The organism is Janthinobacterium sp. GW458P (assembly GCF_002127585.1).
Taxonomy (GTDB): domain Bacteria; phylum Pseudomonadota; class Gammaproteobacteria; order Burkholderiales; family Burkholderiaceae_D; genus Janthinobacterium.
The window spans coordinates 17,806-39,196 of record NZ_NEGZ01000030.1 but is presented as its reverse complement, the minus strand read 5'-3'; the positions used below and the strand labels follow the sequence as shown (position 1 = coordinate 39,196).

Below are 21,391 nucleotides of genomic sequence, written 5' to 3'. Positions count from 1 at the left end.
TATTTTTTACATCGGGGGATGCATGTTTGTCATGAAAAACACGCAAGCCGGACCAGGGCGTCTGGCGTGCGGGCCTGTTCCCGATACGCGTCAATATGTTTGACCGCGCCGCCTTGCCTCGGGTAGCGCCATTCCTGGTCTACCTCTCCTTCATTTTTATCGCCGACATGCTGGGCCGGCTCGGCTTTGCCGCGCAGGATTTGCGCTGGCTGTATGCCGTCAAGATCGGCGCCGTGCTGGGCATGCTGCTGTACTGGCGCCGCAGCTATACGGAACTGGCCTGGACAGGACTCGGTGCGCGCGCCACAGCTGTCGCGATCGCCGCCGGACTTGTTGTTTTTTTGCTGTGGATTACGTTGAATGCGGGCTGGATGCAGATCGGCAGTGCCGACGGTTTCGATCCCCGCAATGACGGCCGCATCGACTGGACGCTGGTGGCATTGCGCATTGCCGGCGCGGCGCTGGTGGTGCCCGTGATGGAAGAGCTGTTCTGGCGCTCCTTCCTGCTGCGCTGGATCGATGCTCCTGACTTTCTGCGATTCAACCCGCGCCTGGCGAGTGCGAAGGCCCTTGTTGTCAGCGTGGTACTGTTTGGCTTCGAACACAATTTGTGGCTGGCCGGTATCGTTGCCGGCGCTGCCTACAGCCTGCTGTACATGCGCAGCCAGTCGCTGTGGTCGCCCATTCTCGCGCACGGCGTGACGAATGGCGTGTTGGGCCTCTGGATTATTTCCGGTGGACACTGGACTTACTGGTAATATTGCCAACTAACTGTTTGCTCTTTCAAAGACAATGCCCATGTTGACTTCACCGTATCATTGCCAAGCCCGCTTTGGGCAATCTGGATTACAGCGCAGCCGTTTGGCCGCGGTTCTGGCACGCATATTGCCCGCAACGCTGTTGGTGGGCGGTGGTGCGGTATGCAGTTTGCCGGCTGGTGCCGCCATCAGCGATACGATTTCACCTTTTATTGCGACATCGTACTCCTACGATAATAATTTATTCCGGCTTGGTGATAACGTACCTGGTTTCGATGGTCAGCGCTCGGACACCTCGCGCCAGGTACAGGCAGGGCTGTTGATCAAGCGCCCTATCGGCCGGCAAGTACTGACCGGTCAGTTGAAGTGGTCGCGCGTCTATTTCGATCACTTTGATCAGCTTGACTACACGGGAAAAGACTATCTGGCCGACTTGGAGTGGCATATTGCCAATCATCTTGAGGGGCATGTGGGAGGTAGTTATTCGCAGACGCTGACACCGTTCAGCGATCTGCAGAGCACGGACCGCAATTTGCGTACGATACGCCGTGAATATGTCAATGGTGGCTGGCGCTTCCATCCCAGCTGGCGAGTGCGGGGCGGCATTTCTCGCGATAAATATACTTATGACTCCAGTGCACAAAAAATTTCCGATCGGCAGGAGGATGCCGTGGAACTGGGCTTCGACTATTTGCCAGCCAGCGAAAGCCGCATCGGGATACAGTTGCGGCACCTGAAAGGGGAGTATCCGAATCGAGCCAACCTGGCTGGATTGGGCGTCGACCAGGGTTACGAGCAGGACGAGGTCAAGGCCAACGTTTATTGGCGCGTCAGCGGTATTACACAAGTGCAATTGCTCGGTGGCTGGGTGAAGCGCAAGAACAAGATATTCTCGGGGCGCGACGCCAGTGGTGCCAATGGGCGCGTCACGGTATATTGGGCCCCGCTTGGCAAGGTGCGATTTACGGGCAGTGTGTGGCATGAGTTCGCTGCTGTGGAAAATTCCCTGATTAGCAGCAGCCTGAACAATGGCGCCAGCTTGGCTGCGGCCTGGGATGTTTCGGCCAAGGTCCGCATGGACGCCCAAGTGCGGCGCGAGAAGCGCGATTTTTCTGCAGCGAGCGGACTGGTGTTGCCCATTGACGTCAAGGACACCACGAAGACGGCCAGCATAGGCTTGACGTACGCGCCGCGGCCAAATATCCAGTTGGGCGTCAGCGCTTTCCGTGACGAACGCAAAGGCGCACCCATCGTCAATACTAGCACCTACCACGCCAACGGCATTTCTTTCAATGCCAGCGCCCAGTTCTGAAGAGCATCATGACGGTTAATGATATACCCCTGATTTCGTTTTTCCAGCGCATACTCGACCCATTGATCATCATGGGCACGCTGTATCTGCTGTCCGCCTTGTCTGGCTCGCCATTTACCGGTTATTCGCTGGTATTGATGATCCTTGCGTTCTTTATTTCGTCGTCGATTTTCCAGTATATCGACCCCTATCGAACCTGGCGCAGCGGCCGCATGCTCGCCTACGCGCGCGATGTGTTCGTCAGCTGGGCGATCACGGTCCTGATCCTGGTGTTCCTCGGCTCAGCCACCGGCCTGGCTTTTCATTATGATCAGCAACTGGTGCTGGCCTGGTTCCTGCTCACGCCGTTTGTGTTGCTGCTCAGCCATCTGGCCGCGCGGCGCATGGTGGCCGATCCCGGGCGCGACAGCGAAGTGCGCTCCGTCGTCATCATCGGCGCCAATGATGCCAGCTTGAAATTTGCCGCCACCGTCGAGCGTAATCCGAACCTGTTCATGAGCGTGCGCGGCTTTTTTGACGACCGTACCGATGACCGCTGGCCGGAGACTATGCGCGAGCCCATGCTGGGCAAGATGGCCGATATCGCGCCGTATGTGCGCGAACACAATATCAAGATGATATTCATCAGCCAGCCCATTTCCGCCCAGCCGCGCATTCGCAAGATGCTCGATGAGTTGCAGGATACGACGGCGTCCGTGTACTTCTTGCCGGATATCTATATCTTCGATTTGATGCAGGCGCGTTTTGACAATGTCGGCGGCATGCCGGTGATCGCCATTCGCGAGTCGCCGTTTACCGGTTTTAACAGCATGGTCAAACGGGGCAGCGATATTGTGCTGGGCCTGCTGATCCAGATTATGCTGTTGCCGCTGATGCTGCTTATCGCCATCGCCGTCAAGATGACCTCCAAAGGGCCCGTGATTTTTCGCCAGCGCCGCTACGGCTTGTATGGCGAGGAAATCATCGTCTATAAATTCCGCTCGATGACGGTGAGCGAAGATGGCGATAAGGTTGTGCAAGCGACCAAGGACGACCAGCGCGTGACGCGCATCGGCGGTTTTTTGCGCCGCAGCTCACTCGACGAGCTGCCGCAATTTATCAATGTGTTACAGGGCCGTATGAGTATTGTCGGGCCGCGTCCGCATGCCGTGGCGCACAACGAGCAATACCGTAAATTGATCAAGGGCTATATGCTGCGTCACAAGGTCAAGCCTGGCATCACGGGATGGGCGCAGGTCAACGGTCTGCGTGGCGAGACGGAAACGTTGGACAAGATGGAGGCGCGCATCCATTTCGACCTCGACTACCTGCGTAACTGGTCACTGTGGCTCGATTTGTGGATCATCATGCGCACCGTAAAGGTGGTGTTGAAGCGCGAGAATGCCCATTGACGATGTCGGTGGTGCGCGTTCATGGAATTTAGTTTGCGCCCAGTCAATACGCGATAAAATATGCTTGGCTAGGTTGTGCTTGACACATTCAGGCGCGAACCAGATGAAAGGTGGCCCGATGATGCGATTGAACCGCGTGCGGCAGAGCTTGGTGGCAGATGTCCATCGCATCAGCGCGCCACCATCGTCCGGCCTTCCTGCTTTTTTCTTGAATCCGATTCGACGGCCCCATCCTCGCCGTCATACATGCTTTGCGGCTGCCAGCCTGGCTCCTGTGGCCAAGATTGATAGTGAGCGCAGGTGTTGTCTGGAGCACATTCATCGACGAAAAGTGTATGCACTCATCGTAACTTTTCGGTAAGTCAGCAGTGGAAACAGTTGTATTAAAAGCTTTTTAATAGATTTTTAAGCAAATAGTTTCCATATTGCCTTGCATCTTGTGTATCATATTTACAATATTGATAATTATTGTGCCGACCCGCTAGTTGTCTACGGAACATGTTTTTTGGCAATTAAGCCGCATGAAGTACCACACATCTATTGCAGTTGTGTTTTCAATACTAAATCGAAGGAGTAATCTTGAACCATTTTCACAACTCTCGTTTGACTATGCGCAAACCAGCCGTCAATACCCGATTGTTGTGCGCTGCGCTGGTCCTCCTGGCCGCTGCCGGATTGTCGGCTTGCGGAGGAAAAGAAAAAAAGGCCGGCCAGGCATTGGCGAGCGTCAACGGCGAGGAAATTACAGTACTCCAGTTGAATGAGGAATTGCAGCGCGCCAACGTTCCAGCGGTGCAGCAGGATGCGGCAAGCAAGCAGTTGCTGGAGTCGTTGATCGACCGTCAGTTGCTGCAGAACGAGGCCGTCAAGGACAAGATAGACCGTGACCCCAAGGTTGTTCAGGCCGTTGAGCGGGCCAAGGCATTGATTGTTGCCCAGGCTTACATGCAAAAACGCATCGGTGTCATCGCCAAACCTGCCGCGGCGGAAGTGGAAGATTACTTCAACAAGAATCCGCAGTACTTCAGCCAGCGCAAACAGTTTGACATGCGAGAACTGATTATCGCCTCGGCCGACATGAAAGATGACTTGAAAAAGGCCATGGATGCTGCGAAAACGCTGGAAGAGGTCGCTGCATGGCTGGATGCCAACAATGTCAAATATGTCCGTACGCAATTGTCGCGCACCAGCGCTGATCTGGCGCCTGAACTGAGCAGCAAACTGGCGGGGATGCCAAAAGGCCAGTTGTTCATCATCCGTGAAGGCGATCGTACCCTGTTGATTTCCCTGGCCGATATCAAGGACACCCCGGTGACGCTGGCGCAGGCGGCGCCGCAGATCGAGCAGTTTCTTTTCAACAAGAAGAACAAGGAGGCAGCGGACGCCGAGTTGAAGCGTTTGCGCGCCAGCGCCAAGATCGAGTATCTGAACAAGACGGACAAGCCGGCAGCGGCCTCCGCCTCCGCCTCCGCTTCGGCCGCCGTTGCCGCGTCGGTGCCAGTGGCGCCGGCGGCGCCGGTGGCCGAGAGTAGCGACGTGAATGCGCGCGGCGTGGCTGGCCTGAAGTAAACGCGGGCAGGGATCTTTCGGATTTAACAGAAGTTTTTAAAAGGATAGAGCAAATCATGAAACGACTTGCGATGTGGGCAGCCGCCGTACTGATGGCTTGCAGTGTTGGTGTGGCTGGGGCCGCCGAAGTGTTGCTCGGCGCTGGCGATGTATTGAAAATTTCCGTGTATGGCAGTCCTGACCTGGGTTTGGAAACGCGTGTCAGCGAGGCTGGCAGCATTACCTTTCCGCTGGTAGGCAGCGTTGCCGTGGGCGGTATGTCTGTTGCCGCGGCAGAAAAGAAGCTGGGCCAGGCCCTGGAGAGCGGTGGCTTTCTGCGCAAGGCACAGGTCAATATCATCGTTACTGCCTTGCAGAGTCAGCAAGTATCCGTACTGGGCCAGGTGAACCGTCCTGGACGGTATCCGATTGAAGGCAAGCGCAGCTTGCTCGACATCCTGGCCATGGCTGGTGGTCAAGGCGCGGACGGGGGCGATGTGGTCAGCCTGATTCGCAAGCGCAACGGTACCACGACCAAGGAAACCATCGACATCGTCGACATGATGCGCAGCGCCGATCTGGCCCGCGACTTTGACCTGAGCGGCAACGATGTGCTGTACGTCGAACGCGCACCGCGGTTTTACATTTACGGCGAAGTACAGCGTCCTGGGGCATTTCGCCTGGAACGCTCGATGACGGTGCTGCAGGCCCTGTCTGTTGGCGGTGGTTTGACGCAGCGCGGTACCGAACGTGGCGTGCGCATCAAGCGCCGCGATGCGGCAGGTGTCATGCAAATACTCGACGCCAAGCATGACGACATCATTCAGGTGGATGACGTCGTGTATGTCAAAGAAAGTTTGTTCTAAGCTGAGTAGTTCCGGCGCTATGACCAGGCTGGCTTTGTTTATTAATATGAGAGTTGACCATGAATTTCCACCAGTTTCTGCTCGTCTTGCTTGCCCGCAAACGGATTTTACTATTCACTTTGCTCATCACGGTCGGGGCGACGATGGTGGTGAGCCTGCTGTTGCCCAAGACGTATAAAGGCACGGCATCCCTCCTGATCAACTACAAGGGCGTCGATCCCGTCACGGGCCTGGCATTGCCGATGCAGTTGTTGCCAGGCTATATGGCAACGCAAATCGATATCATCAGCAGCAAAAATGTGGCGCTGAAGGTCGTTGATAATTTGAAGCTGGCGGATAGCGCGGCTGTCGTTGCGCAGTTCAACGAAGCCACGGGAGGCAAGGGGACCGTGCGCGACTGGCTGGCGGACCTGTTGCTGGCCAAACTGGAAATCGTGCCGTCGCGCGAAAGCAGCGTGGTCGATATCAGTTTCAAGGGCAATGATCCGCAGTTTGTCGCGGCGATTGCAAATGCTTTTGCCGAGGAGTACCAGCGTACCAGCATCCAGTTGAAAGTCGATCCTTTGAAAAAGGTCGCCGTATATTTCAATGACCAAACGAAATTGTTGCGCGACAACCTTGAGGTGGCGCAAAGCCGTTTGTCGAAGTACCAGCAAGAGCACGGCATCGTCAGCGTCGACAACCGTCTGGACGTCGAGTCGAACCGCTTGAATGACCTGTCGGCGCAGCTGGTAGCGGCGCAAGGTCAGGCGATGGAGGCTTCTTCGCGCCAGCGTATGGCCGAAGGCAATGCCGGCTCCGAGTCGCCGGACGTGGCGTCGAATCCATTGGTGCAGAATCTGAAGCTAAGCCTGGCAACGGCCGAATCGAAGCTGGCCGAGATGGCGCAGCGCCTGGGGCGCAACCATCCGCAATATGAAAGCCTGAACGCCGAAGTCGAGCGCATGCGCCGGGAATTGGCGGACGGCACGCGCGTGACGTCGAGTTCGGTGAGCAAGAATGCCGGTATCCTGCAACAGCGTGAAGGCGCCGTGCGCGCGGCGCTGGCGGCGCAAAAGGACAAGGTTCTGGAATTGAACCGCACCCGCGACGAAATGGGCGTACTGCAAAAGGATGTGGAGAGCGCGCAGCGCGCCTTCGATATCGCCTCGCAACGCTTCTCGCAAACGCGTATCGAGGGACAATCGGAGCAATCGGATATCTCCCTGCTCAATCCTGCCGTGGCGCCGATCAAGCCAGCCGGCCCGAAAGTGATGTTGAACACGCTGTTGGCCCTGTTTCTGGGCGGCTTGCTGGGCGTGGGTTTTTCCTTGCTTGCCGAGATGCTGGACCGTCGCGTACGTTCAGAAACCGATTTGAGCGATTTGTTGCAGTTGCCTGTACTCGGCTCGATCGACTGGAGTGCGCCAACGCGCCCGCGCTTGAACCGCTTCAAATCGTTGTTGCCCCGCAGCTTGCGTCTTAATTAAGTATTGGAAATAATATGAATCCAGCATTGCAACCGCTAATTTCCGCGGCGCCGCGGACCGCCGATTCCAGCATCGGCGGGCTTTTGCTCGCATCCGGCAAGATTACGCCGGAAAGTGCCGAACGTGTCCTGCGCATGCAAAAGGAACTGGGTATCCGTTTCGGCGAAGCTGCCCAGCGCCTGGGTCTGGTGACGGAGGCGGATATCCAGCAAGTCCTGGCGCGCCAGTTTGACTATCCCTATCTGCAGCAGGGGGAGGGCAAGTATTCCGACAAGCTGATCGCCGCTTATCAGCCGTTCAGCCCGCAGGTGGAAACGCTGCGCGCCATCCGCAGCCAGCTGATGCTGCGCTGGATGGCGCTGGGCCGCAAGTCGCTGGTGGTTGTGGGCGTCAACGATGGTGACGGCACCAGCCTGTTCGCGGCCAATCTGGCCGTCGTGTTTTCCCAGCTGGGCGAACAGACTTTGCTGGTCGATGCGAATCTGCGCAACCCCAGCCAGCATGAGATCTTCGGCCTTGCCGGGCGCCAGGGCCTGTCGGATATCCTGGCCGGACGTGCCGAGCGCGATGTGATCACGCGCATCGAATCGTTCGTTGACTTGTCCGTGCTGGGCGCCGGCACCCTGCCGCCGAATCCCCAGGAGCTGTTGAGCCGCCCCGCGTTCTCTGCCCTGCGCACGGAACTTGAGTCGTCGTATGACGTGGTGCTGTACGACTCGGCTGCATTTTCGCTGGGATCCGATGCGCTGGCCCTGGCGGCACGCACGGGCGGCGTCCTGCTGGTGGCGCGCAAGAACCACACGCCTGTCGGCGACATCAACGCCATGACCGAGCAGATGCTGCACAGCGGTGCGCAGGTGGTCGGCTCGGTACTGGTCGATTTCTGATGAATACCAGCACTCGGCTGAACCTGGCGTCTGCCCTGCCTCGGCGCGACCAGTTGCTGGAATGGCTGCCTATCGTCATTGGTTTCGCGGTGCTGTATATCCCGTCATTTTATACCTTGTTTACTGGTATCTGGATGACCGAAGAGCAGGCGCACGGCCCCATTATCCTGGTACTCTCGGTCTGGCTCATATGGCGCCAGCGCGAGCAGATATTGGCGGCTGCCGAGCATGACCGTGCGCCGGTAGCTGGCTGGCTGATTTTTGTCGCCGCGCTGCTGGTTTATATTGCCGGTCGCTCGCAGCAGATTCTTGCCTTCGAGATTGGCTCATTCGTCATGCTCACGGCCGCCATCCTGGTGCTCAAGCTGGGAGTGGGCGCGCTACGCGCCGCCTGGTTCCCGTTCTTTTTCATGTTGTTCATGATCCCGCTACCTAGTTCGGTCGTCAGTACCCTGACGTTGCCGATGAAGATGGCCGTTTCGTATGTGTGCGAGCATATTCTGTTTTGGGCCGGCTATCCGATAGCGCGTACGGGTGTGATCCTGCAAATCGGCCAGTATCAGCTTTTGGTTGCCGATGCTTGCGCAGGGTTGCAAACCTTGCTCACGCTCGAAGCCCTGGGGCTGTTCTACCTGAACCTGGTGCGTCACACCTCGGCTATCCGCAATATCGGCCTGGCGATCCTGATTATCCCTATTTCCTTTACGGCCAATGTGATGCGCGTCGTCGCATTGACGTTGATTACTTATTATTTTGGCGATGCGGCAGGGCAGGGTTTCCTGCATGGTTTCGCGGGCATGGTGCTGTTCGTGAGCGCCCTGGTGCTGATATTGAGCCTTGATTCTTTACTGCAATGGTTAGCGCGGCTGTGGCACGCCCGAAAGGTGGCATCATGAAGAAGAGTTCGATGATTGGTTTGACCATGGGCGGGCTGATGCTGGTCGCCGCCTTATGCACCAAGGCCGTCACGCCGACATTGCGTCTGTCCGATACTCGCCCGAAAATCGTCCTCAGCACGGCGATTCCAACGAAGTTTGGCGATTGGCAGGAAGATGCAAGTCAGGTTGCCGCAGTCGTCAATCCCACCACCGTAGCAGAACTCAATAAAATCTACGCTGAAACGTTGTCGCGCACTTATGTTAATCGGCAAGGCAATCGCATCATGTTGTCAATTGCCTATGGCACCGACCAACGCGATAACTTGTCCGTACATTTTCCAGAAGGTTGTTATGGCGGCCAGGGCTTTGCGGTCGCTCAAACCAGCCAGGTGGACTTGCCGACGGTCGGCGGGAGCATTGCGACGTCGCGGACAGTGGCGACGCTCAATTCCCGTGTCGAACCCATTACATATTGGGTTGTCGTTGGCGACAAGGCAGTACCGAGTTCGTGGGAAGTCAAGAAAGTCAAACTGGCTTATGCATTGCAGGGCATGATTCCGGATGCGACCTTGATGCGTGTGTCGAGTATCGGTGAGGATGTCGAACAAGGTTATCAACTGCAGCAAGCATTTATAGATCAGTTGTTGCAATCCATGCCCCCGGACTTGCGCAGGCATTTTTCGGGTACCTCGCACTGAGGTACGCACGGCATAGACGTTGTGGGCGATTGGCTGGCATAGGCGGCCGCTACAGCGGACAGCACTTCCAGCGTTTTACATTATTGAGTCCAGCGTTCGCGCTGTGCATGGAATACATATGAGTTTTTCTTTCCAGAAGCTGGGTTTGAAGGCAGGGGCTGCGCAGGATGCGCAGTCCAAGCGTCGCAAGGCCAGGCAGGGTATGCCTGTCTTTACTGCTTTTCTGTTGGCACTGGCTGGGCTGGCGACGGCACTGCTGCTTGGCATGGTCATTGCTCTGGGTGCGATTCAGCTCACCATCATGTTGGCTGGCTTGCTAATTTTTATCCCCATCCTGCTGTTTGTCGACACTAAAAAACTGTTGCCACTGTTGTTTATCGTTGTGTTTTTTATCTCTGGCACGGCACAATATTTTTTCAATCTGCGTCTGGCGACCTGGATGGCCAGCGGCTTGGCTGCGCTTTTCTTCGCACGGACGATCCTGGAAAAAACGCTGGCCAATCACTTGCTCAAGGATCAGTTCGGTGACAGCTTTGCTGGCGCCACGCGTATCGTTGTCGCCGCGTGGGTTTATCTGGCGTTTTTTGCGTTCAGTATTTTTATGGGGCATGCGTCAACCGTTCAGTTGATTTCCGTCCTACGTTTTTGCTTGCCCATGTTTGGCGTTCTTTTTGCCCTGTACTGGTTTCAATGGTCTGATCGGCGTTTGCTTGTACTGTGGGGCGGGATCGTGGTGATCGCGGTGGCGCAGTTGCCCTTAGCGCTATACCAGCATTTTTTTAATATAGCTACCATGGGCTGGGATAGTGTAGTCGGTTCTTTCGGCGGCAACATGAGCCCGGTTCTGGTGCTGTTTACCGTTGTCGCAATGCTCTATATGCTGGCTCGTTGGGTACAAGGCATCACGCCGGTTTCGCATGTGGTTGGCATGTTCATCATAGGCCTGGCTATTATTCTGCTGGGCGAAGTGAAGGCTGTCTTTATTTGGCTGCCCCTTGGCGTGTTCTGGGTGGTGCGGCGGAAAGTTCTGAAAAATATCCTGGTTTTCGTGATGTTCGTGGCCTTGATGTGCAGTATTAGCTCCGGCATCTTCATGGTTTATCACTCCTTGTACTGGGGAAGTCATACGAAAACTGACACGATGGAAGAAAAGGTCAACAGTGTCGGTGGCTATGTGGTCGATCCCAATGGCATCAACTATGTCACGGGGGAAATCAGCCGCGGTGCCTCGTTGGCGCTGTGGTACCACGACCCGGTTCCAAGTATCCAGGAACGCTTGATAGGCTACGGTCCCAGCGCAAGCTCAACGAGCCAGAACATCGGGCGTGGCTATGTCGCGGCACGTTATCGTAATTTGCAGATCGGTACTACGGGCTTGGCGAACCTGCTTTGGGATGTGGGAATCCTCGGCACTTTGGCCTATCTTGCCATTTTTGTGCTGGGCATACTGCAGGGCGCACGTTATGTGTCGCGCAGCAAAGCCGGTCCCGAGCGCCTGGCGATGGCCGATACCAGTACCATCACCTTGATATTGCTTGTCAGTACGCTGGTCTACAATCGGACCATGATCGATGAACCCTCGATTCAGTTGCTGTGCTATTTTTCGCTAGGCTGTATCGTCCAGTTTTCTCGGTATGGCAAGCCTGTCGCTGAATCGGCGAAGCCGCCTCCCCAGACCATGCCGGGTCGGACCCCGCGCGGAGTTCTGGCATAGTCATGACGGTATCGAGCAAGGCATTTCATAACCTGGTCAAGAATAGCTCAATGATGTTCCTGCTGAATGTGGCTGGGGCCGGAGTGAGCGTTATTACCATTCCAGTCATGCTTGCCATTGCGGGTGTGGAGTCATATGGTCATTTGGTACTGGTGCAATCGATCGCCCTGACTGTATTTACCGTCTGCGGCTTTCAGTACTGGCAGGGCATGCTGGTTGCCATGCCGGGGCACAAAATTGATGCCGCCACCCTGCGTACTGCCGTCTTAAGAAGCCTACGCTATGAAATGCTCGCTATGGCTGCTGTGATACTGGTGGTGGGGGGGCTGATCATGTTTTCCTTGCCTCAATTAAAAGAGTTTTCCAGTGTAAATTTATTATTGCTGTCCCTGGCTGCGGTGTTCCCAGTGATCGGTACACATAACGCGTACTTCCGCTTGGTCAACCAATACAATGTGTTGATGTATGCGGGATTCCTGGCCAATTTGCTCAAACTGCTTGTATTGTTCGTGGTATCTCGCTATCAGCCTACGCTGTCGAGCATGGTGCTGGCCTATACGCTGCCGGAGGTCATTCGGTGTGTGGTGCTGTTTGTGTTGATTTTTCGCAATCGCAGCGGTATTGAAGGCAGCTTGCCCGCAACTGATTTGCGCCTGGCACGCCTGGTCGAGGCGGGAAAGTGGGGGACCTTGCAGGCAATCTGTGACTTACCAGTGGCGCAGCTCGATCGTATCATCATTGGATTGACGCTGCCGGGTTACAACCTCGGTGTCTTTAGTATCCTGAAGCGTATCTATTCACTGGTAAATATGGCCACGGCACCGTTTTATTCGACATCGATTCCCGAGTTTGCCGCCTGTGCCAATGCTGGCGATCTGAAAGGGGCATTTGCACTGTGGATCAAGACCATGAAGATGCTGTTTGTCGTTACGGCCACTGCTGGTGCCATCTGTTACGCGAGTAAATTCATCTGGATGCCGTTGGTGTTTCCAGTGTTGCAAGATTATGTGGCAGAGTTCGCTGTGGTCCTCCTTACGGCTGTCATGGCTGGCACTTTCGTGACAACACATTCGTTTTATTGGGCGTTGGGAAAGTTGCGTCAATCAACGATCATCTCGGTAGGGACCAACCTGCTGTATTTGCTGGAGTTGTCGATATTGACGATGTATTTTGGCCTGCTTGGTGCGGTACTTTCCTTTTTGATTCACGTCACATTCGTCGCAGCGATCAAAATTATTCTGTTGCGAAAAATTGCTCTGAGAAATCAATGATTCCTAAAGTTATACATTACTGCTGGTTTGGCCGGGGTGAGATGAGCGTACTGCATCGCCGCTGTGTTGAGTCATGGAAGAAATATTGTCCTGAGTACGAGCTGAAATTATGGAATGAGGATAATGCCGATATCGACAATGATTATTGTCGAGAAGCTATTATTCAAAAAAAATGGGCTTTTGTTGCCGATTGGGTACGTTTTGACGTGCTGTCCCAATACGGCGGTATCTACCTCGATACGGATCTGGAGCTGATTGCCTCGCTCGATCTCTTGCTGGACTTGCACGGATGTCTGATGGCCCGCGAAACCAGCAAGGATGTGGGCGCTGGCTATGGCACGGGCTTTCTTGCATGCGAGGCCGGCAATCCTGTGATGCTGACTGCCCGCGAGCTGATTTTGGGTGAGTTGATCAAGCAACGGCTCTTTGCCACTTCACCGGTGGTGCTAAAAAAAGCGGTAGAGCTTGATCTCGGCGGGAATAGCACGCAACTGGACCCGGTTACCTTTTATCCGTTTAATCCTTACGATCGCAGCAACTCGCAGAATGCGATGCAATTGATGTACAGCGACATTACCGCACAGACTATCGGGATCCATCACTATGGTCTGAAGGCATCGTGGGTGGACAGTCGCGTAAAGAGACGGATCTTCAAGATAGTCAAACGCATGGCGCTGCAGCGTCGTTGGGATATTTCTTTTAGTCCATTTGACCACGTCAACCGTATTGTTAATGCAGCGTAACGACACTGGGCCGTAATTCTATATTTGTTCTGAAAGCAATAATGGACGTTGTAAGTTTTTTGCCTGCCGTGGCGAGTTTGCTGCTGGCATTACTTTGTTGTGCTCTCATCGTTAGAAGATGGGGAGCACCGCCTCTTGCCGGACGTTATGGGGCGATCGATGGCTTGCGTGGTTACCTGGCTTTTTTTGTGTTCCTGCACCATGGTTGTATCTGGTACTTTTATTTGCGCTACGGCGCATGGAACGTACCGCCATCGCCGCTCTATACGAATTTTGGGCATGCCAGCGTCGCCATGTTTTTCATGATTACCGGTTTCCTGTTTTATGCAAAATTACTGGCTGCGCGTAGCCGGGGAGTAGACTGGGGAAAACTGTATATTTCCCGTATTTTTCGTCTGACACCGCTGTATCTGTTCGCCATGGTGCTCCTGTTTATAACCGTCGCCTGTCTTTCTGGTTTTCGCATTCAGGAAACATTGCCCAAGTTACTGACTCATACCGCACAATGGTTGATGTTTACCGCCGTCGAAGCACCAGATCTGAACGGCATCAAAAATACAACCCATATTATGGCGGGCGTCACCTGGTCGCTGCCTTACGAATGGCTGTTTTACCTTCTGTTGCCATTGTTGGCCTTGCCCCTGCGCATCACGCCGCCGTGGCCGTATCTGCTGGCCAGTGCCGTGGTATTTGTAAGCGTGCTGACCGCCGCGATCATATTACGCGCCCCCGTTCACCACTTTTTTGCGTTCCTGGCTGGCATGATTGCAGCCGTGTTAGTCCTGTCGCCTGCCTTTTGCCGATTTTGTCAAAGCCGGCTGGCCAGCATTTTTACCCTTGCCTGTATCGCCACCGCTTGCCTGGCATTTCCTTCCGCGCATGAGATCGGGTCACTGCTGCTGCTGTCCATCGCCTTTGCCATGATTGCCGGAGGGACGAGCATATTTGGCATTCTGCATACTGCCGTATCGCGCACTTTTGGTGAATTCGCATATAGCATTTACTTGTTGCATGGTTTATTGCTGTTCGTGACGTTTCATTTTGTGATCGGTCGCGAGCGCGCAATGACCTTTTCTCCCTTTTTGCACTGGTCCGTCATCCTATTGTTGACCCCGCTGCTGGTATGCATATGTTTCATGACATTCAAACTCATCGAGCAGCCGGGTATGCGGCACGTCAATGCTGCAGCCGCGTATTTTCGCCGGGCATCCAGCCAAGCCAAATCGAGTGCCTGAACTCGCCTACAGGCCGAGGCGCGGCTGATGTTCGCTGCTCATTGAGCCGCGCTTAGATGGTCTTGGGCGGCAGCGGGCCGATGGCAGGCAGCATGCTGCCCCGGCCGCCTACTTTATCGTCGCCAGGTATCCTTGTTCGCCTAGGCTGGAAGGCCGGCGGCTTGAGAGGCGAATTTTTTAACCTTCGTTAGTCGGGTTAGTTCATGCAAAGAATTCCTTCGAATACATCAATTTGGCTCAATGTGATGCGTGCATTGGCAGCCCAGGCTGTTGTCATAGGGCATGCCAATTACCTGTTTTTTGACCATGCGGCAGGTACCGGTGGTGCGCTTGCATGGTTGGTGAGCGCGTTCAGCTCCGGGGCCCACAAAGCGGTCATCATGTTTTTTGTCATGAGCGGATTCTTGATCGGCGGGCCGGTCATTGATGCAATGCGATCGCGGCGCTTCGACTCGTTCAAGTATTTCATCGACAGATTGACCCGATTATGGATAGTTATCCTTCCCGCCTTGTTCATGACCGCCTTGCTCGATGCACTGGCTTTTAACTACGGAGGCGGGGAAGCTTTACTTGCCAGTCGCGTCCCTTTTTTCCCTGAGTGGTGGAGCAGCCTGGAGCCAGATTCTGTCAAGACATTTGTATTGAATGCATTTTTTATGCAAATGATTATTGGTTTTCAATATGGGACGAATCTTTCGCTGTGGAGCATTTCCAACGAGTTCTGGTATTACCTCTTATTGCCGGCTGCCTTGGGCGTATTTTTCTTCAGGAAAAATGCAAGAATTGGATGTCTGATCTTGAGTATTTTTATCGTTTTTCTTTTTGTTTATTCGGAAAAGCCGAATGATGAGGGACGGTCGTTGTATTATTTCATGATGTTTTTGATTTGGATGATGGGTGCGGCTGCTTATTGCCTTTACGAGAATGTATGGCGGCATTATTTTTCGGTTTTTTTTCTTGTGGCCGGGTTTTGTTTTTTTATTTTGTTTAAGCGTATTTATCCTGATGCCATCGGTTATGATTTCGCGCTTGCTTTTTTTACGGTATTTCTTGTGATGATTTCGAAGGATATTCCTGCTGGTTATCTGAAAAGACTGTCAGATTTTTTTTCGGGATACAGTTTTTCGCTGTATGCACTGCATCTGCCATTGACTTTTTTTCTCATGAGTTTTGATCCTCAGCTGGCCGCGCCACAGCCTGTACGCTACGATACGGTTCTGCGCTTCATGCTGTATCTGCTGGCGATTAATGGCGCATCGATTTTCTTATGGGCACTAACCGAGCGGCATACGGCGGCTGTGAGGCGGTTTGTGTTTGCAAAACTGATCAGCCCGCGCGTTGCTTGAGATAGCCTAAGTGTTCTTGTTGTATTGTTCTCATCGTGTGTTTTTTATTGCTTTAAAGTATGTTTCGGTTGGTCGCCATGGAATATGTGGCGAAATATATAAATATTTTCAATAAATCATCAGTTTCCATTTGTGGTATTTAATTTTTCTTAAAATATTACATCTGGCATGATTTGTTAAATAATGTTTTATTTATGGCCATTGACGTATCGGTGTTTTTTTATTTTATCTTCCTGCTTAAGACTGTTTGTTGGCTTGGGACAACGCCATTATCTTATATACGGTGTATAGTTGGGTGATTAAGACGCAGGTGAAATAGCGGTTAGGTGCTAATGCATGATGATTATGTAGTTTGTATTTTTATGCGGCGTCCTGGCAGGCTCGATGAGGTGATGTCGCTTCCTGTAGCATCCGATTGTTTTTTGTAGGAGCCAATAATGGTTAATAATAAGTCACTTTTTTCTGTTGCTCTGGGGCTGGCGATGAGTATGCTGGCTGGATCCAGTCAGGCTGATTGGGCCGAGTCGAAAGAGGTATTCATTGTCCGGCCGGCCCCGGTCGACCGGCAGGCGCAGGCGCAAAACCCGCCTGCCTTTTCGTGGGCACAATACCCGGGCAGCGTGGCGCCGCCGTCCTATGTTGTTGAGGTTCAAAAGAGTGGTGTCGTGTTTGCCACTTACACGAGTAAGCGCACCTTTTATCTGCCGACAACGGCATTCAGCGCGGGCCAGTACAGTTGGCGCGTGCGTCCCAGTACCAGTACCGATTGGTCGACGCCGCGTACCTTTACGATTGATAGTGCGTCACAAACGTTTGAAGTACCCGACAACGAGTCAATCAAGAGCAAAATTCTGGCCCATCCTCGTCCTCGCCAGCAACGCGCGGATTTTCTGCCCTTGAGTGCCTGGACTCCGGCCATCCGCACGGCGCGCGGTGCTGCCCTGACTCGTCTTACGGCCCAGGTTACCAGTCTCATGCCGGGTGGAGCCTACCCGCTGGCCGCGCCATCGGATTCGCTTTGGCCATTGACGTCAAGTACGCCGTCGGCAGCGCGCACGGCGTATATCACCCAGATTTCTCAAGCCATAGGCAGTGCAACCAATCAAATGTTGGGCGCGACACTACTGTACCGGCTTACAGGTGAGAACAGGTATCTGCAGGAAGCACTGACACGTGGCAACCAGTTGGCAGCACTTGATCCTGAGGGCATGACCAGCTATGTCAATCATGATATGGCGACACGCAGCATCATGTTGACGTTGGCTAAGTGCTCGGACTTGCTGTCGGTCGAGTTGAGCAAGGATCCGCAGCGCAAAGCACTCTGGATGGCGGCCATTAGTGCGCGGGTCACTCCCATGTATGCTGACCTCATCAAAGACAATTACAGGTTAGATCAAACCCCCTTTGATGCTCACGGCGTGATAGCGCTCGGCTATCTGGCGGTGATTTCCACGCTCACGATGGGTGATATCCCTGCCGCTGCTACCTGGTTTGATTTTTCTTTCCGCTCCTATGTCAATGCGGTGTATGTCTGGAGCGGTCCCGAAGGCGGCTACGCCAACGGTACCTCCTATGCGATGTTTAATACGGAGTATGCCCTGCAGTTATGGCAGCCGATGGCTGAAGCGACTGGCGTGAATATCTTCACCAAGCCGTGGAGCAATGGCTTTGCGCGTTATTTGATGCACTTCCTGCCGCCAGGTGCGCCAGGACAGGTATTTGGCGATCAGCATGAGGGGGATATCTATAATTTTGTGTTGAAAGGCTTTTCATCGCGCTTCAAGACGCCTCAGGCAGCCTGGTATGTCAAGAATATCGTTGGCGACGAGGCTGATCTGACTTTGTTTCAGGCGCCTTATCCTCTGCCTGTTGAAACGGTAACCGAGACACCCGTGCCGCCCCCCAATGCCGCCTTGTATCCGACTATCGGTTGGGTCGCCATGCATAGTAATTTGGCGGATCGTGCCCGTACCTCCGTCTATTTCAAATCCAGTCCCTATGGTTCGTATAATCATGGTCATGGCGATCAGAACGCACTGGTGATCGATAGTGGCGGGCGCCGTTTGTTGATTGAGTCCGGTTATGAGGATTATTACTATTCGCCACTGGTAATGTCGTGGTACCGCCAGACTAAATCGCATAATGCCATCACGTTCAATAATGGCGTAGGTCAGTTAATCAACGATAACTCCAATAACCTGAGCCGGAATGGCAAGATCACGGCATTTTCTACGACTCCGACCTTGGATTATGCGGCCGGTGACGCGACACCCGCTTACGGTGGCGCGTTGACTTCGGCAGTGCGCAAGGTATGGTACTTGCGCGGTCAGGATGCGGTGGTGGTGGTGGACCGGCTCTCGGCGCCCACCGCCCTGTCCTTCGAATGGAATCTGCATGCGGCTGGACCGATCGCCACGGAGAGTGCAACCGCCGTGAAGATTACCAAAGTAGATCGCACCCTTTGCATTACTTCCTTGGGCGGCGAGGCCAATAGCTACCAACCGCGCTCGGGGCCGCCGCCGGCCCCGGGTAAAACCGAGGATCATGGTGCATTTGTGAAAACGAGTGTTGCGCAGACTGGCGAATTCATTGTTTTGCTCGATGTCGGCTGCAAGCGTCCGAAGACTACTCTAACCACCACTAGCACTGGTAAACAGTTGATGGTCGGAGCTCAGGCGATCTTTATTCCGAACTGACCGATCCAGCTTGTGCCCCAGAGATCCATGATCAGTTGAAAAAAACCTGCTGCGGCAGGTTTTTTTTATGTGCGGATGAGGAGCGGTAGTGCGAACGCAGGGGGCAGAGGGAGTGATTTTTATGTCAATGAAGCTATTTTTTTGTTAATTATTTACCTTGGCGCGGGTATGATATGCCTGTTCTTTGAGATCGATGGCCGCGTCGCTGCCATCGATCTTTTTTCAGCGTCTTTCATTGACGGGCTTATCGAGGATGTTTGCCTTGAAATCACACAACGTATTTCGATTATTGCAACTTGTACCTGAACCCTTGCCCACCTTCCGTGTCGACGTGGCTGCGCTGTTCGGCAAGTACCTGCCGCAACATGGCGTGATATGTGACATCGTTGGCAGGGCAGGCAAGGGGGAACTGGTGGACGGTGCTTACAGGACACAGGCGCGTCCCGCCGAGTATTCCTGTCGCCTGCGTCAGGAATGGGCATTTTTCAAGCTGTGCCTGGGCCGCGTACTGGCGGCCAGTAAAGAGCAGTGTGACCTGATCCAGGTGCGAGATATGGTCTCCATCGGTCTGCTGACGATGCTTGTCGCACGCTGCAAGGGTATTCGGTTTACCTATTGGGTATCATTTCTGATGAGTGAAGGGCGTATCGCGCGTGCCCGATCAGCAATTGCCGCCGGTGGCGGCAAGCGCTACTACCTCGTGTTGCTGAAGGGGCTGGTTGAGCGCTTTCTGTTGTACAAGGTCGTGCTGAAAAGGGCGGATCATGTTTTTGTGCAAAGTGAAGCGATGAAGCAATTGATGGTGGAACGTGGTATTGCGATAGATAAAATAACCGCCGTGCCGATGGGGGTAGACGTGGAAGTGCTGCATGCCGCCGCAATTGCGCCACGCCGCCTGGCCGGATGGGAAGGTGTTCCCGTGCTCGCTTATCTCGGCACGCTGGATAGCTCGCGTGAGCTGACGATGTTGCTGGATGCCTTGTTGCTCCTGCGTACTCATCAACCCGCGGCGCGCTTGCTGTTCATCGGCGATTCGCCGACGGCGTCCGATGTGCCCGCCTTGATTGCCCATGCGGCGCGTCTGGGCATTGCTGACGCGGTGCATGTGACGGGCTGGCTGCCGTCGCTGCAGGCCTTGGCTCTGCTTTGTGGCGCCGATGTGGCGCTTTCCTATGTTCCGCGCGGTGCGCTGTTCGATTACAGTTCCCCGACCAAGCTCCTCGAATACCTGGCGCTGGGCATGCCTTGCGTGGGCAATGATAGTCCCGACCAGGAAAATGTGTTGCGCGCCAGCGGTGCTGGCCGGCTGTCCGCCAGTACCGCCGAGGCGATGGCCGAGCAGATCGGCATCATTCTTGCCGACCTGCCCGCCGCCCGCTTGCTTGCCGCCACTGGTCCGGCCTTTATTGACGAACAGCGCAGCTATCGCGTTCTGGCCAGGCGGCTCGCCTCCGTTTACCGGGAGAGAATTGTTTAAAAACCATAATATTGTAACAATCCTGTGCACTGCAGCAAAACGGTGGACGATGTCGCTATGCTATGTGATAATGTTTTTTTGAAAATGTTTTCTGATGATTCAAATAATCCTTTCCCAAGCTGGCGGCTACCAGGACGTTGTCGCCTATCTTCAGCAGCAGGGTGCCCGCGTCAGCAACATGGGGCCGGAGCGTGGCCGTGGTTCGTCGTTTCGCGGAAAACTGTCCATCCTGTCAGCCATGGTGTCGCCCAAACTGTGGGGCGTGCGCAAGCTGTGGGGCAGCGACGATATCGTGCTGCTGATCGGTTGGCAGGCGCTACCCATTCTGGCGATGATACGTTGCGGCCTGGTGACGCGCCCGCGCAAGCTGCTGGTGATGGCGTGTTTCGTTCATTCGCTGCGGGCGCGCCGCTGTCTCAACCTGCTCTGGCGCGCGCTGCGCTTTCCCGGGATGGGTTTTGTCGCCTTCTCGAAAGGGGAGCGCGATAATTTGATCGAGGCCGTCGGCATGGCGCCGCAAGATGTGCATTTTCACCTGTGGCGGCAGGAGCTCTATGGTTTTGGTGGCGCCGCGGCAGCGGTCGAGGGCGACTATGTGTTCGCCGGTGGATATTCCAACCGCGACTATGACCTGCTGTTGCAGGCCATGGCGGGCGTCGGTGCCCCGCTGGTGGTCGTGGCAGCGGAACGCAACCACGTCGCTGTGCCGGCGCAGTCGCGCGTGACCCTGCACCTGGATTTGCCGGAGGCGCAGTTCGAGAGTCTGCTGGCCGCCAGCCGCGTAGTTGCCATGCCCTTGAAAAGCCAGGGCGAGGCGTGCGGGCAAAGCGTGCTGTTGCGGGTGTTGCGCAACCGCAAGCCGCTGGTGGCGACGCGCCACGAGGCGATCGAGGCCTATCTGGGCAGCGATTATCCGGGCTTCGTCCCGCATGATGATGTCGAAGCCATGCGCGCAACCCTCGAGCGTGCCGTCGAGGATGTTGCATTTCGGAAAGCATTGAGCGATGCGATCGCGCAGGCGGAGTCCCGCCTGGCCCGGGTCGGCAGTCCAGGTGAAGAAATCCATCGTTTCCTGCTACTTTGATGCCTTTCACCCCACTCC

Annotated in this window: 17 protein-coding genes; all 17 read left to right on the top strand. The window is 54.7% G+C overall.

Features of this window, described 5'->3' with window-relative positions:
• Positions 1 to 95 precede the first annotated feature (95 nt).
• The 17 genes from CBW50_RS17130 (at position 96) to CBW50_RS17050 (ending at position 21,373) form a co-directional block, all read left to right on the top strand.
• Positions 96 to 758 carry a CAAX prenyl protease-related protein gene (locus CBW50_RS17130; RefSeq protein WP_086146682.1) on the top strand — a complete coding sequence of 221 codons (663 nt, stop codon included), beginning with the start codon at positions 96 to 98 and terminating at the stop codon, positions 756 to 758.
• Positions 759 to 798: 40 nt separating this feature from the next.
• The gene (epsL, locus tag CBW50_RS17125) at positions 799 to 2,070 is read left to right on the top strand and encodes an XrtB/PEP-CTERM-associated polysaccharide biosynthesis outer membrane protein EpsL (protein WP_139842557.1); all 1,272 of its coding nucleotides are present in this window, start codon (positions 799 to 801) and stop codon (positions 2,068 to 2,070) included.
• 8 nt (positions 2,071 to 2,078) lie between these two features.
• Complete coding sequence (locus tag CBW50_RS17120; protein ID WP_086146681.1) at positions 2,079 to 3,461, top strand: undecaprenyl-phosphate glucose phosphotransferase; 1,383 nt, start codon at positions 2,079 to 2,081, stop codon at positions 3,459 to 3,461.
• Between the two features lie 579 nt (positions 3,462 to 4,040).
• Positions 4,041 to 5,030 (top strand): EpsD family peptidyl-prolyl cis-trans isomerase, encoded by a 990-nt coding sequence (locus CBW50_RS17115; RefSeq protein ID WP_319017230.1) that lies wholly within the window; start codon positions 4,041 to 4,043, stop codon positions 5,028 to 5,030.
• A gap of 56 nt (positions 5,031 to 5,086) precedes the next feature.
• Positions 5,087 to 5,875 carry a polysaccharide export protein EpsE gene (gene epsE, locus CBW50_RS17110; RefSeq protein WP_086146679.1) on the top strand — a complete coding sequence of 263 codons (789 nt, stop codon included), beginning with the start codon at positions 5,087 to 5,089 and terminating at the stop codon, positions 5,873 to 5,875.
• A 59-nt stretch (positions 5,876 to 5,934) separates the two neighbouring features.
• Positions 5,935 to 7,344 carry a chain length determinant protein EpsF gene (epsF, locus tag CBW50_RS17105; RefSeq protein WP_086146678.1) on the top strand — a complete coding sequence of 470 codons (1,410 nt, stop codon included), beginning with the start codon at positions 5,935 to 5,937 and terminating at the stop codon, positions 7,342 to 7,344.
• A 14-nt stretch (positions 7,345 to 7,358) separates the two neighbouring features.
• Positions 7,359 to 8,231: a chain length determinant protein tyrosine kinase EpsG gene (gene epsG / locus CBW50_RS17100; RefSeq protein WP_086146677.1), complete on the top strand. Its 873-nt coding sequence runs from the start codon at positions 7,359 to 7,361 to the stop codon at positions 8,229 to 8,231.
• Entirely contained in the window at positions 8,231 to 9,127 is an 897-nt protein-coding gene (gene xrtB / locus CBW50_RS17095; RefSeq protein WP_086146676.1) for an exosortase B, read from the top strand. Before epsG ends, xrtB begins: the two co-directional genes overlap by 1 nt.
• Positions 9,124 to 9,807 (top strand): exosortase-associated protein EpsI, B-type, encoded by a 684-nt coding sequence (gene epsI, locus CBW50_RS17090; RefSeq protein WP_157792445.1) that lies wholly within the window; start codon positions 9,124 to 9,126, stop codon positions 9,805 to 9,807. Before xrtB ends, epsI begins: the two co-directional genes overlap by 4 nt.
• A gap of 118 nt (positions 9,808 to 9,925) precedes the next feature.
• On the top strand, positions 9,926 to 11,521 hold the full coding sequence (locus CBW50_RS17085) for a hypothetical protein (protein ID WP_086146674.1): 1,596 nt from the start codon (positions 9,926 to 9,928) through the stop codon (positions 11,519 to 11,521).
• 2 nt (positions 11,522 to 11,523) lie between these two features.
• Positions 11,524 to 12,792 (top strand): lipopolysaccharide biosynthesis protein, encoded by a 1,269-nt coding sequence (locus CBW50_RS17080; RefSeq protein ID WP_086146673.1) that lies wholly within the window; start codon positions 11,524 to 11,526, stop codon positions 12,790 to 12,792.
• Positions 12,789 to 13,535 carry a glycosyltransferase family 32 protein gene (locus tag CBW50_RS17075; protein ID WP_086146672.1) on the top strand — a complete coding sequence of 249 codons (747 nt, stop codon included), beginning with the start codon at positions 12,789 to 12,791 and terminating at the stop codon, positions 13,533 to 13,535. Before CBW50_RS17080 ends, CBW50_RS17075 begins: the two co-directional genes overlap by 4 nt.
• Before the next feature lie 41 nt (positions 13,536 to 13,576).
• Positions 13,577 to 14,770, top strand: coding sequence for an acyltransferase (locus CBW50_RS17070; RefSeq protein WP_086146671.1), 1,194 nt, complete (start codon positions 13,577 to 13,579; stop codon positions 14,768 to 14,770).
• 203 nt (positions 14,771 to 14,973) lie between these two features.
• The gene (locus CBW50_RS17065) at positions 14,974 to 16,116 is read left to right on the top strand and encodes an acyltransferase (protein ID WP_086146670.1); all 1,143 of its coding nucleotides are present in this window, start codon (positions 14,974 to 14,976) and stop codon (positions 16,114 to 16,116) included.
• A gap of 437 nt (positions 16,117 to 16,553) precedes the next feature.
• Positions 16,554 to 18,812, top strand: coding sequence for a DUF4962 domain-containing protein (locus CBW50_RS17060; RefSeq protein WP_226936451.1), 2,259 nt, complete (start codon positions 16,554 to 16,556; stop codon positions 18,810 to 18,812).
• 193 nt (positions 18,813 to 19,005) lie between these two features.
• On the top strand, positions 19,006 to 20,289 hold the full coding sequence (locus CBW50_RS17055) for a glycosyltransferase (RefSeq protein ID WP_086146669.1): 1,284 nt from the start codon (positions 19,006 to 19,008) through the stop codon (positions 20,287 to 20,289).
• A 94-nt stretch (positions 20,290 to 20,383) separates the two neighbouring features.
• Positions 20,384 to 21,373, top strand: coding sequence for a glycosyltransferase family 4 protein (locus tag CBW50_RS17050; RefSeq protein ID WP_139842556.1), 990 nt, complete (start codon positions 20,384 to 20,386; stop codon positions 21,371 to 21,373).
• The last annotated feature ends 18 nt before the right edge of the window (positions 21,374 to 21,391 follow it).

What these genes read in the sequence shown, in the direction of transcription:
- CBW50_RS17080 (WP_086146673.1), top strand. Translation starts at nt 11,524, where the DNA reads ATGACGGTATCGAGCAAGGCATTTCATAACCTGGTCAAGAATAGCTCA.
- CBW50_RS17055 (WP_086146669.1), top strand. Translation starts at nt 19,006, where the DNA reads ATGGCCGCGTCGCTGCCATCGATCTTTTTTCAGCGTCTTTCATTGACG.
- epsE (WP_086146679.1), top strand. Translation starts at nt 5,087, where the DNA reads ATGAAACGACTTGCGATGTGGGCAGCCGCCGTACTGATGGCTTGCAGT.
- CBW50_RS17060 (WP_226936451.1), top strand. Translation starts at nt 16,554, where the DNA reads ATGGTTAATAATAAGTCACTTTTTTCTGTTGCTCTGGGGCTGGCGATG.
- xrtB (WP_086146676.1), top strand. Translation starts at nt 8,231, where the DNA reads ATGAATACCAGCACTCGGCTGAACCTGGCGTCTGCCCTGCCTCGGCGC.
- CBW50_RS17070 (WP_086146671.1), top strand. Translation starts at nt 13,577, where the DNA reads ATGGACGTTGTAAGTTTTTTGCCTGCCGTGGCGAGTTTGCTGCTGGCA.
- CBW50_RS17120 (WP_086146681.1), top strand. Translation starts at nt 2,079, where the DNA reads ATGACGGTTAATGATATACCCCTGATTTCGTTTTTCCAGCGCATACTC.
- epsL (WP_139842557.1), top strand. Translation starts at nt 799, where the DNA reads ATGTTGACTTCACCGTATCATTGCCAAGCCCGCTTTGGGCAATCTGGA.
- CBW50_RS17065 (WP_086146670.1), top strand. Translation starts at nt 14,974, where the DNA reads ATGCAAAGAATTCCTTCGAATACATCAATTTGGCTCAATGTGATGCGT.
- CBW50_RS17050 (WP_139842556.1), top strand. Translation starts at nt 20,384, where the DNA reads ATGATTCAAATAATCCTTTCCCAAGCTGGCGGCTACCAGGACGTTGTC.
- epsG (WP_086146677.1), top strand. Translation starts at nt 7,359, where the DNA reads ATGAATCCAGCATTGCAACCGCTAATTTCCGCGGCGCCGCGGACCGCC.
- epsI (WP_157792445.1), top strand. Translation starts at nt 9,124, where the DNA reads ATGAAGAAGAGTTCGATGATTGGTTTGACCATGGGCGGGCTGATGCTG.
- CBW50_RS17075 (WP_086146672.1), top strand. Translation starts at nt 12,789, where the DNA reads ATGATTCCTAAAGTTATACATTACTGCTGGTTTGGCCGGGGTGAGATG.
- CBW50_RS17130 (WP_086146682.1), top strand. Translation starts at nt 96, where the DNA reads ATGTTTGACCGCGCCGCCTTGCCTCGGGTAGCGCCATTCCTGGTCTAC.
- CBW50_RS17085 (WP_086146674.1), top strand. Translation starts at nt 9,926, where the DNA reads ATGAGTTTTTCTTTCCAGAAGCTGGGTTTGAAGGCAGGGGCTGCGCAG.
- epsF (WP_086146678.1), top strand. Translation starts at nt 5,935, where the DNA reads ATGAATTTCCACCAGTTTCTGCTCGTCTTGCTTGCCCGCAAACGGATT.